Annotated in this window: 10 protein-coding genes; 2 read left to right on the forward strand and 8 right to left on the reverse strand. The window is 45.8% G+C overall.

Annotated elements, in window-relative coordinates:
• Positions 1-134: 134 nt before the first annotated feature.
• From OZX73_RS07590 to OZX73_RS07620, 7 genes are all read right to left on the reverse strand, one after another.
• Entirely contained in the window at positions 135-1,643 is a 1,509-nt protein-coding gene (locus OZX73_RS07590) for an oligosaccharide flippase family protein (protein ID WP_277149055.1), read from the reverse strand.
• 526 nt (positions 1,644-2,169) lie between these two features.
• Positions 2,170-3,339, reverse strand: coding sequence for a glycosyltransferase (locus OZX73_RS07595; protein ID WP_277149056.1), 1,170 nt, complete (start codon positions 3,337-3,339; stop codon positions 2,170-2,172).
• Positions 3,340-3,356: 17 nt separating this feature from the next.
• Positions 3,357-4,652: a polysaccharide pyruvyl transferase family protein gene (locus tag OZX73_RS07600; protein WP_277149057.1), complete on the reverse strand. Its 1,296-nt coding sequence runs from the start codon at positions 4,650-4,652 to the stop codon at positions 3,357-3,359.
• A 54-nt stretch (positions 4,653-4,706) separates the two neighbouring features.
• Positions 4,707-6,035, reverse strand: a complete 1,329-nt coding sequence (locus OZX73_RS07605) for a hypothetical protein (RefSeq protein WP_277149058.1) — start codon at positions 6,033-6,035, stop codon at positions 4,707-4,709.
• 80 nt (positions 6,036-6,115) lie between these two features.
• Positions 6,116-7,285, reverse strand: a complete 1,170-nt coding sequence (locus OZX73_RS07610; RefSeq protein WP_277149059.1) for a glycosyltransferase family 1 protein — start codon at positions 7,283-7,285, stop codon at positions 6,116-6,118.
• Positions 7,286-7,488: 203 nt separating this feature from the next.
• The gene (locus OZX73_RS07615) at positions 7,489-8,040 is read right to left on the reverse strand and encodes a low molecular weight phosphatase family protein (protein WP_277149060.1); all 552 of its coding nucleotides are present in this window, start codon (positions 8,038-8,040) and stop codon (positions 7,489-7,491) included.
• A gap of 12 nt (positions 8,041-8,052) precedes the next feature.
• Positions 8,053-9,900 carry a DUF4012 domain-containing protein gene (locus OZX73_RS07620; protein WP_348519480.1) on the reverse strand — a complete coding sequence of 616 codons (1,848 nt, stop codon included), beginning with the start codon at positions 9,898-9,900 and terminating at the stop codon, positions 8,053-8,055.
• Positions 9,901-10,242: 342 nt separating this feature from the next.
• Here OZX73_RS07620 and OZX73_RS07625 point away from each other — a divergent pair, with 342 nt between their 5' ends.
• Positions 10,243-11,934, forward strand: coding sequence for a sugar transferase (locus tag OZX73_RS07625; RefSeq protein ID WP_277149061.1), 1,692 nt, complete (start codon positions 10,243-10,245; stop codon positions 11,932-11,934).
• A 183-nt stretch (positions 11,935-12,117) separates the two neighbouring features.
• Positions 12,118-13,869, forward strand: coding sequence for an MFS transporter (locus OZX73_RS07630; protein WP_277150968.1), 1,752 nt, complete (start codon positions 12,118-12,120; stop codon positions 13,867-13,869).
• A 206-nt stretch (positions 13,870-14,075) separates the two neighbouring features.
• On the opposite strand, the gene OZX73_RS07635 is transcribed toward OZX73_RS07630, so the two are convergent.
• Complete coding sequence (locus tag OZX73_RS07635; protein WP_277149063.1) at positions 14,076-14,786, reverse strand: HNH endonuclease family protein; 711 nt, start codon at positions 14,784-14,786, stop codon at positions 14,076-14,078.
• Positions 14,787-15,009: the final 223 nt, after the last annotated feature.

Below are 15,009 nucleotides of genomic sequence, written 5' to 3' on the forward strand. Positions count from 1 at the left end.
TCCCCCAATATTCCAATACATTATTAGAAAAAACTAATCTAAATATTATTTATTATAACCAGCTACGTCTGACACAGATATAATAGAAATTAGACAATGCATTTCAACTATATTGATATCCAAGATATATAACTTCATTTATTTTTGCGCAATAGCCGTCCCTTAATTTTTGAACGTTCGGATTTCGTAGCAATACAAAACCATGCTGCCGTGACAAATAACGAAACATAGACAAAACCATCGAATAAAAAAGTAAGAACACTATTTACTGGAATTACAGCTGTGACAAACATACTGACACTCAATACACCTGCACTAACCAGCAAAACTGGCACCATCTTTCTCCAGAAAAATCTCATGTTTAATCCAAGCCGAGAATTGTAGTACCAATTCATAAACAGCCCGGTACTTAACAATAAGCTCACCACATAGCCAACTACCGTGGCCCAACAACCATATTTCGGTATAAAAATGACAGAAATAGCAATATCTACTAAGGCAGCCGCGATATAAATCAGACTACGAGCCTTTTGTTTATTTTTCGCTCTTTGGATTGCCAGTCCTGTCGTCTGCGTTAAATCAAAAATCAGAGGTAATACCATTATCAGAATCATCAAATACGCGTCATCAAATTCTGAGCCTGCCCATAATCGAATAAAAAAACGTCCAACAACGACAAACCCGCAATACAAAAAACAAAAAACTATAAGCTGGTATCTGCCGACACGGGCCATGAGCCGAGTCAATTCTTCATTATCGCTGCCTTCTGCAACCATCTTATTAATCTTAGGCACGAACACACTGGAAAGAGCTAAAGATAAAGGAGCGAAAAGGTTTCTAATTTGCTGCGCAACAGCAAAAATAGCCACTTGTGTTGAATTTCCCAATGCTCCCAATAAAAAATTAGGAGCATAATTATTCACGGCATCAAATAGTTGGTGTAAGAAAATCCAAAAACTAAAAACTGCCAAACTCTTGAATATCGAAAATCCGAATTTACTGAAGCTAAATCTCATATCAAGCTTCCCAACTGCATATCGAATATTCATCCCTAACAATATCGTTGACATAAAGGCCTTCGCAAGAGCAACACCAATGGCACCCATCCCAGTATAAAGTGCCAGTAACGCCAAAAAGGGAACAGCTATATTGGTTAATATTTGACGAGATTGTTGAAAAATGAACCGCTCATGCACGGTAATATATGAATCGAAAACAGTACCCGGAAAAGATATGGCAACACTGTAAATCATAATTACGATCAATTTCTTACTAAGCGTACGCTCGTGATTTGTCAGGCCGCGCGAAAATAAAAAATCTACATTTCGAAGAAGAACCAATCCGCATAGTGTCGCCAATAATGCTATGCACAAAAAAATAATAAGATACATACCATTTAATTGACGCACCCTGTCTTTTCTTTGATGAGCAACGTAATCCGAATAAAACTTCACGTATGCTGAATCAAAACCCATACTAAGAATAGTCAATGCCTGAATTACCGAGTTTGTCATCTGGAATACCCCATAATCCGATTGCCCAAGCATACGAATCAATACAGGAGTATATAACAAATTTATTCCGGAGTTTATGACAATGTTTGCATACCCAAGTAGGGCTCCTCGGCTTCTTTCCACTGACATTATCTAAACCATCCCACAACTATTTCTTCATTCTATTACCAATTGCCATTGTTTTATTTAACAGTCCAAAGATAAAGTAATGTATTGTATTTTAGACATAATCTTACTTGTATCCGAACTATATTTTACCCACATGACATCTGCTGTGCATATATTCTATCCTATTCGTCAAAGCTCGAAAAACATCTTCTCGACCGCCTTTTCCCTATACACATTCAATGCAGTATGCAGTTGATATTCTCGGGTTGTTACGAAATATCCTTGCTAACAAAGCATTCTTTCACCTTTTGTGCTCAGCGAGACCTATATCAGCCTATGCAAAAGATGTGGGTCAAATTGTACAATGCTCCCACCAGCATTCATATATCGACAAATACTTTTCATGAACGAGCACGCCCGATTTCTAAATCTCTCAGAGCACCTAGCTATTAATCGATCTTCCCCAGTCCGCATTCATCACTGGATTCTCGTTGAATTATTCTCTAATATCCGACTTATCGTAAAATCCAAATCTTCATCTCTTTGCTTATTTTCCTATCCTTCTTACATGTATTATGCGACAATATTCGGCAAATTCTTTATAAAATGATCGTCTTCTTTCATTTAAGACATCAGCAGAATACTGTTTGGCATGCAAAAAATTCTTTTGCGCTTGTAACGTCAAAAAAGTAGAATCAATCTGACGCAGCATATGCGCTATTTGTCGAGTATTTTTATTACGAAAAATACATTCAGGGGAAATTAATTCATTAATTCCTCCGACATCAGATCCAAGTGCCGGACATCCTCTACTTATTGCTTCTGCCAACGCTCGCGGCAACCCTTCAGTCTTACTCGGTTGAATGTAAAGGTCTAGAGAGTCCAGCCATTTAAAAACCTCATCATGAGGTAGCAGACCTATAAAATGGACTTGATCTTCAACATTATTTTCACGCGCAACTTTCTTTAGGAAATAACCATCACCTGAACCAGCCAGTTCATAATCGACCCTTATCCCGGACTTCTTTAAAATGCCTAGCGCTTTAATCACATATTGCTGACCTTTGTATCGCATATCGACCTGCGCAAGAGTACCTATTCTGCTCACAGAACCAAAATGCCGTATCGCATCTAATCTATGATTTAATACATCATTTGCCGCTACCGGAATAATAACATCTGAGCATCCGACCCAACGTCCTTTAGTTGGATATCGACTCTCTAAATACTTATCCGTTACGTATAAAACATAAGGAGCACGCTTGATTTCCCGTTTCGTAATTATTGTCATAAAAGGGGCAACTAGCTTCCCCAATACGCTGTAATTCCAAAACGAATACCATGGATCCGCTACAGACTCAACAAGATATGGTATTCCATGCTTACGAGCAAAATGAATTGCGAATTCAGCTATTACGCTGTGTAACTTCACGATTAATGCATCTGCTCCAGCAATCGTCTGCTCCATTTCAGAGAGCATAGCCGAGGAGGGTTTTAAAGATCCATTACGAGATACCGGTCTAATCGTTATCCGTTTTTCTGTAATTTCGGAAAGATTATGATCCGCTTTTTGCATAGGAACTGACCGACAAAACACTGTAACGGTATCAAAAAAATCTAAATATTTTCCTAAAACCTCATTTGACAAACCACCAGTAGTAAAATATCTCCCTTCATGAAACCGCAATTTATGATCATGAGCAAAAACCAATTTCATTATTAATCCTTAAAAAACTATTTTTTCAATAGATCTATTAAATCTGTCCGAAGCATCTTCACCGAAGCATTGTAAACAGCAATTTTTTGTTTTACATCTATTGTATTGTCAACTAACTCAATAAATTTTTTAATTAACTCATTAGCTGTCACTTTAGATATATCTATAACATAACTATCAAGTGACATATCATGCATAATCCCTTGGGCCTTATTACCAACATAAGCAATTGCAATACTAGGCACACCAGAAGCTAATGAGAAAATAACTGAATGGAACCTTGTTCCTATCGTATAATCGCACATTGCATAAACAGCTTTAAGATCTTTACAATCGAAATTTTTATCCGAAATCAGCCGATATTCTTCTGGATCAAGCATCTTCATCACTTCTGACAAACACGCAAAATCATCTTCGTGCTCATTAACAGCTAATGTATGCACAACAAGTAAGGGTAAATATCCATTTTCATATAACCAGCGAATAAAAATACCCATTTCTTGAACGTATTTTTTATAAGCAAGCTCAGGATTTTCAGCTCGAGGAAATCTATAAGGCCTCATAGTTATAGCCACCAATTTTCGTTCTCCAGCAATTCCAAATCTTTCAAAGATGTCGGAACGTGTTAAATCCGATTTAGCGAGTGAAAAAGCCAAATCCGGGAAATTGGGACAATCTAAATTTAAATCCGTTTTTACCATTTTCTGCGAATATGTTTCACGTGTCGTCACTACTTGGCACTGACTCAATATCCGTTGTGCAATTCGTTTTACGAACGGACCCTTAAAGGGGCCAAAGGAATTCGGTAGAACAAATACTGGCTTGCCAAGTTTAATAGCAAACCGAAGAGGATACGTCCAAAAATACATACTATAAGTGGAGACAAAACCTCCCGAAGTTTGCAATAACCCACCACCTTTTAAAAAAATAGCATCTGCAGTTTCAAAAGTCTTTATTGATTCTTGTTTTTCAAGAGATAAGAATGGCATTAATGTATGCCGAAAAGCCGGTATTAAGATGAACAGGCTGAAAATAAAATCCCCCAAGGCAATAATGCCCCACCGCAGCTTAAGGCCAAATGTATATTGAATATTCTTATTTTTTTTGTATTTTCTTGAAGGATGTTCCAGAATAGGCGTAATGATGCGTAAACCTTGTGATCTACTTTGTTCTACTGGTTCATTTTTTTCAGCAGTAAGGTAATATTCACCTATATATCCTGCATCTTCCATAATTTTTTTAGTTTCCCACGCAAGGGCCTGGTCCCCTCTATTCAAATCAGAACAGCCAGGTACGATAATGAATTTCCCCATCTACAATCTCCTTACAGTCTCAACTTAAAACTCACAATTTAATATCTTTTACAATCAGATTGTCTTACTTGATGAATTTAATAGCAATTCTCCATTTTTTTCAGAAATCTTTTTCTTATGCTTATTAAGCAATAAGGAAAGACAATATATAAACGGAACAAAAAACAATACACTGCTGAATACATAGCTTCTCCCATACCAAACAATCCTAGGTATCGAACAGAGCAAAACCAAGAACTCATATTTGAAGAATTTATTACCCGATCGCAAAAAAATAAAGAAGAAGAAGAAATCAAGCACACCTATTATTGGCAAAGATACCATGCCGAAGTCCATTATTGGTTCCGCCAGTAAAGGTTCACCACCCGGATTTGGATATAACCCGTTGATGATATCGGTGAATCCGGTCTTCTGCTTGAAGAATGGGATTGCGCTTAAAATATTGGTTATTAAAATCTGACCATTAGTATGGCCTATAGAAAGACCATAATCAATTGATACATTAAATAAATATGCGACATCGGAAATCGTAGCGGTGGTCAACAAATTAAGTAACAACTCTCGAATATCTGGAATTACATGATATATACGTATATAACCAACGCAACCCAACAATGCGACTAGCACAAAACCAAATAACAAAATTACAAATTTTTTTAAAATTCCGTTATTGAATATTCCCTTTTTTTGCGTTGCCAGCCAATAGAAAATGAGGCCAGCAAAAATTCCTGCAATATCTGCACGTTCTCCATGCGACAAAAACCAGAAAATTACTAACAGATATGTCAATCTCACAGAATGGCTTTTCTTAAGGTACGGAAGGTTAAAGAGTAGAGCCACCACTGAAAGCTGATTCCAAGCCTTACCAGGAAGTAACATATCAAAGCGTTCGTCTGCAGACACTTGCCCAAAGCCCCTTGGAAAAGCCACAATTGCAAAAATCAAAGCTATGAAGTTTCTAATCCAAATAGTAAATTGCTCATCTTCTAAAAATGAAGAATTCCATAATACCTTTTCATGACCGGAAAAGTTAAATACGAAAGAAAGAATCAAAAGAACACTGTCATATAGATATAAATTATTAATAACTTCCGATATATGTAATGTAACATGACTGATACTTAAAATTCCATACGAATGACCAGTGTAATATTGTATTAATATAGGGACCAATAATACATTTAGACAGATAATAAGTAAAGAGATAAGACTTGCTTTATTCACTGCGATGAGAATAAACACTATAATTCCTATACCCAAAACCGCAAAAAATACACCCTTATCACTCACCGTTGTCAAAGAATACTCATTTACGATGAACAGAATGCTCAAAACAACCCACAAAAAAAGCATTAAAAAATCTGATGATTTTTTATAAATCATGAACATTCTCCCTGAAACAAGCTCTAACAAAATCAATAAGACAGCACAATCTAAGTTGACTATTTTTATAATGTCTGCCCTTATCGTGAATTGCGGAGGACAAGATCCGTGTTCCTTTTCTGAAACAAATCCCAGTACCATCGTTCTAAATCTAAAGCACTTTGTCGAAGATCATATCCAAACTTGAAAAATTCAGACAACACAATATCACCTCGAATATGCTCGGACGATTTATCACATATTTTCTGACATTCATTCGCCCATTGCTTTGACGAACAACTTAAATTCACTCGATCAACGAGTCGTGAAATAATCGTGGCCTCTTTGGAAACTTTTGTTGACATTACAACTGGTAGGTCAGCAATCTGAGCTTCTATAGCAGTCAAAGGCAAACCTTCATAGTTCGAGGGAAACATCAAAATATCAAATGCTTGATAAAGCATATCCACATCATCCCTATGTCCAAGAATGCGTACTTTGTCATCGAGACACAGCGCCTCGATTTTCTGTTGAATCTGTCCACGCAATTCACCATCACCGACGAGAACGAGAAGAGCATCAGGATGCATCCTTATAAATCGTGCAAAAACATCGATTGTGAATAACTGATTTTTTTGGAAACAAAATCTGCCGACTTGACCGATAACGAGCTGGTCATCTGCAACACCCAAGCTTCTTCGCATGTCTGCACGAACCAGTGGATCGAATTTATATTTGTCTAAATCTATGGCGTTCTTGATGATATGAATCCGTCCTTCACGGAATGCTTTCTCGCCAAACAGCCATTTCGCTGAATCATCTGAACATGCTGCCAGATCCGTAGGAAATACTTTAGAGAAAGGCCGCAAGATATCCTTCGCGATAGTCTTCACGTGTTCTTTTGGATTGGCAGTACTATGGCTATGGGCAATGCGTACTTCGATACCAGCTTTTTTGGCAGCCGCCAACGGAAAAACGCTCAACGCATTGATATTGGAATGCACGATATCTGGTTTTTCTTGACGGAACAGGCGTTCGCATGCCTGCATATACTGCGGTAGATGCTTGTAAGGAGGCACGACGAACACTCGGCCGCCAAGTGATTCAATCTCTTCACGCGGAACGAGTGTGGAGTCGGAATCAATGACAAAGTCGAACTGGACGCGACTACGGTCAATGAAACGATAATGGTTCATGATGGTCGCTTCGACACCACCACCAACCATGTGCCCCATGACCTGCATCACCCGAATAGGCGACTTTGCCGACATTACTCCACAACTCCTATGCTCTCTTGAATCTACTCTTTTAAATCACTCGAAGTTTCATTCCGCGATTACTTGGCCCACAAAATCAAACATCTGTGCAACACCACATTAGCGGATAATGTGTATATCAAATGGCGGTAATCGTTTTAGAACTTCTATTCTTCCAGAATCTCTCTATAAGCACAGCTGTAAATGGATATACCTTATTATTTAGTAACAATTGCTATGTCACTAACGATGCTGCGTAACGCATCATTCGTCTGGATTCCGGCTGCGTAGAACGCGGGAAACTCCTTGCCATGAGGGTCGTCAATGTCTGGTTGAGGCGCGATTTGTGGCCTGATGGACGGTGCCGCGGCGATGACCGAAAGCAGACGATCCTCAAGACCCGCCCCCTCAATCAGCCCTTGCCTGGCGGCATAGTCACATAATGCCGCAAACTCGGTAAGCGTGAACGTGTACTTCACCGCCTGAGGTGCCAAGACCACCACATCATGCCGTTGTCGGCGTTCGAAGCAAAGCAACAAATCAGCATTATTGGCAAGATTGGCAGTAAGACGACGGGACCTAAACGAGCTGGAATCGATGCCTACACTATCGAGCATCCGCGCGCTGTAGACCTCAATCGGATACGCATCAAGCCCTTGAGTGCCGGCGCTGGATACTGTAATGCCCGTTCCCTGCAAATATCGGCGCATCAGCAACTCACCCATTGGCGACCGGCTGATATTGCCGGTACATACGAACATAATGTGCATAAGTTCCTACGTCTACTTTCCGGTTGAGACTTCCCTGTCATCATCATCGACCATCGTGACCGCAGGATCTGCCCAACCCATGGGAGTCTGGTCGATGCCCAAATCGGTAATGGCCGAAGCATCAGTCGTCACATCAAAGGAGAGCACAACTGACGCTTCCGGAGCCACTTGTGCGACGGTGGCATAGAATGATTTTCCGTTCATCTGTTTCTGAACTGGTTTTGAAGCGTTGCCGGTAATTTGAAGCTTGGTGATAACACCACCTTTAGGCGGATAAAGCAGAACTTTCTCTACCCCCACTCCCTGTGGCTGACCAGCCTGATGGATACCGATGATGTAATCGGGAAGAGTATGCACCAAGGCTTCTGAAAGAGTGTTCTTCATGGTGTATTCGACGTGATAAGTTCGTTTGCCATCCTTGGCGACTCCCCGACTAGTGATACGCGAGAAACGGTGGATATACCAATCCATCTTTGATGCGTTCTGCTCGGTCAGATAGACACCGACATTGGGATGCGCAGCGTCACTCGGAGTGTGCGCCGTGTATCCTGCCTGGTCAAACCCTTTCTCCGTTTCTACATCAAATGAATACGCTGAAAAATGACGCCCTTGAGACATAGTGCCCATAATGTCGCTAACTTCCAACAATTTCTGTGTGCTCAATCCAGAAAACATGCCAGAAATCGACTGTTGAGCCACCATGCCGAAATATGCGTCCTGTGCACTAGGAGGATATTTCTGATAAATCGTATTCAGAAGAAACTCGGCAGTGTTATCGCCAGTGAGCACACGACCATCGGGTAACTTGACATTGCCATTGGATTTGAGTAGTTCTTGTAGAAATACAGGATCGACAAGCATCACTCCATCAAGCTGCTGTTTTGCACCCCAAGGAGTACGGCCCCAGATAGCCCGCATTGCTTCAGCCGAACGCTGGGTGTCTGGGAACACTGCAGAATCTCGGATATCAAAAGACATATTAAGAGGACCCCAGGCTTGGAATATCGCCCTTTCATCAGAACTCGGATCACCATCGCCATAAGGTTCGTAAGCTGTATTCGGCTTAAAATCCCCCACGGAAATCTTACCATTCTGGGCTGTGAGTACACCAACCGAACCAATGAGTCCACCTGAGGAACGAGCTTCGGAAGTAGTCATCGACATAATCGCATAATGGCGAGTTTGCGTTGAACCCAAAAAATTCGGCAATGATCTGAACAAACCAGCCATCTGACCGACTTTCCCGGCTATCAAATCTAGCTGAGAACCGGCTTTTTTATAAATCTCTTGCACCTTCCCTATCCGCGATTTGTTTTTCCCGGCAGGAAGCTGATGATAATTCTCCACCTCTCGTTGCAACACATCGTTAGCTTGAGACATGGCCTTCTGCGAGTTCAAGATGGGTTGCAAATCCAATTGTCCTGAATCCGTCATCAATTTGGCTGATTCCATGGCATCAGCTTCACTGACTAACTTTGGCATCGAATCATTTATAATTCCATCGAATGTAACCGTCATACCTTGCACTGTGGTGACATCATCACCAATCAAGGGGATTTTCGCAGCAACCTTCCACAGTTTTCGATGCGCAATGCAGTCGGCGCTTTTGGCTTCCTTGCCCGCTTGTGGAAGCCTTTGGGAAAGCCCGTCGAACATATTTATGTTACCGCTCCCCGTCACAGGAGCACTTGTAAGCGCGTCAACCGCAGCCTGCTCATGTGCCTTAACTTGTCTGACCTGGCCCACAAAATCTATCGCGCACCAAGCCAAAGCTACCAACAACGCCAAAATTACCAGCAAAATCCACGGCCATATACGATGCTTTATCCGGGCTCCCGGCAAGGAATGCTCCGCCTTCACTCTCTTCAATACAAATCCTTCCGAAGTGCTGTATCATTCCCACACGTTTATTTTCTCATCCATTATTTCAATGACCACGAACAAACAATGCTACAAACACCGATGTTTATTATGTCCTTATCTCTATTTCGCATTGTCGACAATAAAGTGCGGCCTGCCACAGCCATTGAACCCAGATTGCGACCAGACGTCAATCCAGCCACCATGTCATTATGGAGCATTGTCAAGAAAAGGTCGAAAGGAAGAATCCGTCCACTAAAACCAGCAAGCAGCTAAACATGCATATCAAACCATACATATATCATGTTGACGAAGGAATATCAAAAGGAGAGTAGCCAGACGATGACCGATGATGCAAATCGCCGAAACAATGGGTCTACTTCCTCCGTTGCCGACGATAAGGCTCAGCGAATAAGCCAATCGGAATCACATCGATTGATATCTTCATCACAAACCCAAACCGCAAGAGAGGAATCGCCAGACCACAAAGATTTTTTTGATGGTTCTTATTTTTCTGCGGGCGAGTCGGAACCTCAGAATAAGTTCCTTTTCGATTACTCACAGCCTGCGTGGGCTTATCTATATAATCTTTGCCTTTTTGCCCTTGACATTCTAATGACGCTTATCGCGTCGACAATCACTTTTTTCATCAATCCCCATAGTTTCTATTATTTGCAACGGCGCGCGCCGCACAACAACGCGATTTTGGAATTCATCCTTTTAGCTGTGTGCGCATGGATCATCAGCCTGATGATATGTGAAGCATATTCACGTCATACTATGGGCGAAGGATATGAACTCTACAGCAAAATCCTTAAGGCAACGTTAATCGACTTCGTCATGATTTGCACGCTGGGTTATATTCTCAAACTTGAGATTCCGCGTTTCCTGACCATTTTCGTACCGCTTATCACTGGCACATTGACTTTACTGGAGCGTTGGCTTATGCGCCGCTCCTTGCATTACAATCGGCGAAAAGGCGAATTCGTCTACTCGACCGTTCTGATCGGCTCACCGAAGGCGATTCACCAAATCTGCAAGCAACTGCAAAAAGATTCCGGCATTGGTTACAAGCCGATAGCTGTATGCCCTGTGGCGCTGGTTCCATCAGAAAAATCCTCCCAATCAAACACCCAACAACTGATTTCGGTTCCCTTTGTCCCGCAAAACGAGGAGGAAGCCAAGCTGAGGGTGCTTCCGGTGAATTCGCATCTTGCGGAAACCGCCAAAGGCCTCAAGGCCCGCACCGTCCTCATCACCGACGTGCTTTCACGTAATTCGGAAACGACGCGCACGTTGTCGCTGGCCGTCGAATCAATGGGCATCGAGCTCGCCATCGCCACTTCCGTGGCTGACCTCGGCGGAGCCTCCCTCCACTTCCGCAACGATCCCAACATGCCGGTGCTGACCGCGAAATTGCCGCAATACACGACACGGACACGCGTACTCAAACGCATCATGGATGTCGTCCTCTCGCTTGTCGCCATCATCATCACCGGCATCCCGATGCTCATCATCGCCTATAAAATCCATCAGGAAGACAAAGGACCGGTGATTTTCTCACAGAAGAGAATCGGCATTCTCGGCAAGCCGTTCACCATGTACAAGTTCAGGTCGATGTGCACCGACGCCGAAGAACTCAAAGACGAGCTCGCCAAGGAGAACGGACTCGAGAACCGCTTCATTTTCAAGATGAAGGACGACCCCAGAATCACCAAGTTCGGGCACTTTATCCGCAAGACCTCCCTCGATGAGCTGCCGCAATTCTTCAATGTGCTCAAGGGTGACATGAGCCTGGTCGGACCGCGGCCGCCGCTGCCCGAGGAAGTGGCCAGATACAACACACTCTATTCCTCCCGTCTTTTGGTGAAGCCCGGCATCACCGGCCCGTGGCAGATATCAGGGCGAAGCGCGCTGAGCAAGGAGCAATCGGAATTCGCCGACGTCTCCTATATTCAAAACTGGTCATTCACCGGGGACATCGCCATTTTGCTCAAGACCGTCATGGCTGTGGTGCGCGGCACCGGGATGTGACACCGAACCGTTCCTCCATCCGGCTGTTGGTGTAGTCTGAACCGAGAAAATCGAACGATGCTGAAGGCAAAAACCTCCTTCGCTGTCGTCATCAGCAAATGTTTTTTGGATATAGTGGGATACGTATGCAGACAACAATGAAAATTCCAACGCAGCAAAGAAGGAGCGACTGAACCAGTGCGAATATCAGCGAAATCCTCCTCCAAACAGCCGCTGTCAAAAGTCCTCACCAAAGAGGAATCGTACGTCGACGGACATCTGAGCCACGCGGCTTTCGTCTCCATCGCCGTGCTCACCTTCATCACCTTCATCGGCAACTTCACCCAGCTGCAGCTGAGCGCCGCGCTGCCGACCATCGTCCACGAGTTCGGCATCAACGTAACCACCGGCCAGTGGCTCACCTCCGTCATCCAGCTCGTGCAGGGCGTCATGGTGCCGCTGACGGCCTACCTCACCCGCCGCTTCTCCACCCGCCAGATCGTCATCACCTCGATGACCATCTTCACTTTGGGTTCGGTGCTCGCCTGGCTCGGGCCCACATTCAGCCTCGTGCTCGCCGGGCGTACGCTCGAGGCCATCGGCTCCGGAGTGATGTGGCCGGTGCTGCAGATTATCGTCTTCTCCGTCTACCCCATGTCCAAGCGCGGCGTGGCCATGGGCACCGTCGGCGTGGCCATGAGCGTCGCCCCGGCCATCGGCCCGACCTTCGGTGGCTGGCAGACCGACGCCAACGGCTGGCGCTCCATCTTCGTCTCGCTGACCATCGTCGGCGCCCTGGCCCTGGTGCTCGCCATCTTCTTCATGCACAACTTCAGCGAGCGCGACAAGGACGCCAAGGCCGATTTCTTCTCGGTATGCCTCTCCGTCATCGGTTTCGGCGGCCTGCTGTTCGGCTTCACCAACATCGAGACCTACGCGTTCTTCAACCCCATCGTCTGGCTGCCCATGACCGTCGGCCTCGTTGGTATCGTCTGGTTCGTCGTCCGCCAGGTCAAGGGTGCCAAGCGCTACAAGGCCGAGCTGCATGCCCTCATCGCCGGCTTGGAAGAAAACGAGCATCTGCAGAAGGAAGCGAACCAGCCCAAGAGCGTGGCAGAGCTGCGCGCGGCCATCAAGAGGCTCAAGGCCGACCCGGACTCCGCCGCCAAGGTCGAGGAACATTTCAAGACGTCCAAGGTGCGCGGGCAGATCGAGAAGATCCGCAAGCTGCAGCCGCCGCTGCTCGACTTGACGGTGCTCAAGAACAAGAACTTCCGCGTCGGCACCATCACCGCCGCCATGAGCTTCTTCGCTTTCAGCTCCATCACCGTCATCATTCCGCTGTTCATCCAGAACGACCGCGGCTATTCGGCGACGATCTCCGGCCTGGTGATGCTTCCCGGCGCGCTCGGACAATGCATCTCGCAGTTCGGCGGCGGACGGCTTCTGGATAGGTTCGGAGCGCGACCGGTCGCGCTCATCGGCTCCATCACGCTGATGACCGGCACCATCATGATGAGTTTCATCGGCATGGGCGTGCCGATCTGGTGGGTCTCGATCTGCCAGTTCACGCGCCAGATCGGTATGGGCTTCGTGCTGATGCCCATCACGACGTGGTCGCTCAACTGCCTAGCGGCGGGAAGCGTTTCCGCCGGTTCCGCCGTCACCAACACGGTCCGGCAGATCTCCGGCGCCATCGGCGCGCCGGTCCTGGTCATCCTCATGGAAGAGTTCACCAAGATCTTCCAGCGTTCGCTGGGTTCCGGCCACGCCAACGCAATCCTCGCCAACGTCTATGGCATCAGGGTGTCGCTCATCGTCAGCTCGTTCATCGCGCTGGGCATGGTCCTGCTGGTCACCTTCGGCGTGCGCGGCCAAGGCGCCGGCTCCGCCCGCGATCTCGCCAACCGCACCCTGCGCCACGTCCGCGTTCCCCGCGTCCACCTGCACAAGTAAGTCTCACGGGCTGAAAACCAATAAGCCGTCGATGCGTTGATGAAACCAACGTATCGGCGGCTTTTCGCATCCCTCGTTCTTATAGCTATCCGGGCGAAACATTGTATTACCGAAAACGGCTTTTCACGCCCCTGTTCTTATAACCCTTGTTCCATGGCTCTATGGCATCAATCCCCCGTGTTCCATCATTCCCCAGTCAAGGGGTCTCAGCGCTTGGGAATTTGCTGGGCAGGGCACGTCCGCAGGACCTTGGAGATGGCCTGTTTCTCAGCGGTGGTCACCGTGAGGTCATACTTCTCTTTGACTCCGACCTGACGGGCGACGTATGCGCAACGGAATTGGCGGTTCGCCGGCAGCCAGTAAGCGGCGGAAGCGGAACCCTTCTGCTGGTTCGCGGGGCCATCGACGGAGAGAAGGTTATAGGGATCATTGCCGTATTCCTGTTTTTGGGCCGCGTCCCATTTGTTCGCGCCGGACTGCCAGGCGTTTTCGAGCGCCACCACATGGTCGATCTGCACTGCGGCGCTCGTCTGCCTGCCTCGCACGAAATGGATGGTCTTGCCGGTGTATGGCTCCCGCAAGCTGCCTGATTTGACCTGGCAGGCGCTCGGCGCCTTATATTTGATCGCCGTCATGTCACGCTTGAGGATGTCGTCGCGGATGGTGCAGCCGTCGCCATCGTCGTCCGTGGTGTTGTAACCGAAAGAATCACGGTCATAACCGCGCGTGCTCGGGTGGTCGTCGACCGGCAATGTCGCCAACGCTTCCGCCACCGGCCCCGTCGCCACGTATTGGCCGGTCATCTGCGCCAGCGGTCTGCTCACTTTCGGCAGCACGAGCCCGACGGCGACGCCGATGAATCCGGCGATCAGCAGCAAAATCAGGAATCGCGTCACCAGACTGTCGAGGTTGATCACCCTCCGCCTAAAATGCGCGTTGCCACCCCCTCTGCCGCCTTGAAACGGCCGATGACCATAGTTATTGGGGCTAGCCCCAATCGTTCCTTTAATGCCTCTAATCGTCATGCCTTCCTATATTCCTTTTCTGATATTAACTATCACAATAAACAACTAACGAAATAACCACTTGCCCTGGTTAAGGAATATAAGAAATTTCGAGGAAACGCAAGGATCGAGCGTC

The organism is Bifidobacterium sp. ESL0775 (assembly GCF_029395475.1).
In the GTDB taxonomy this organism is placed as follows: domain Bacteria; phylum Actinomycetota; class Actinomycetes; order Actinomycetales; family Bifidobacteriaceae; genus Bifidobacterium.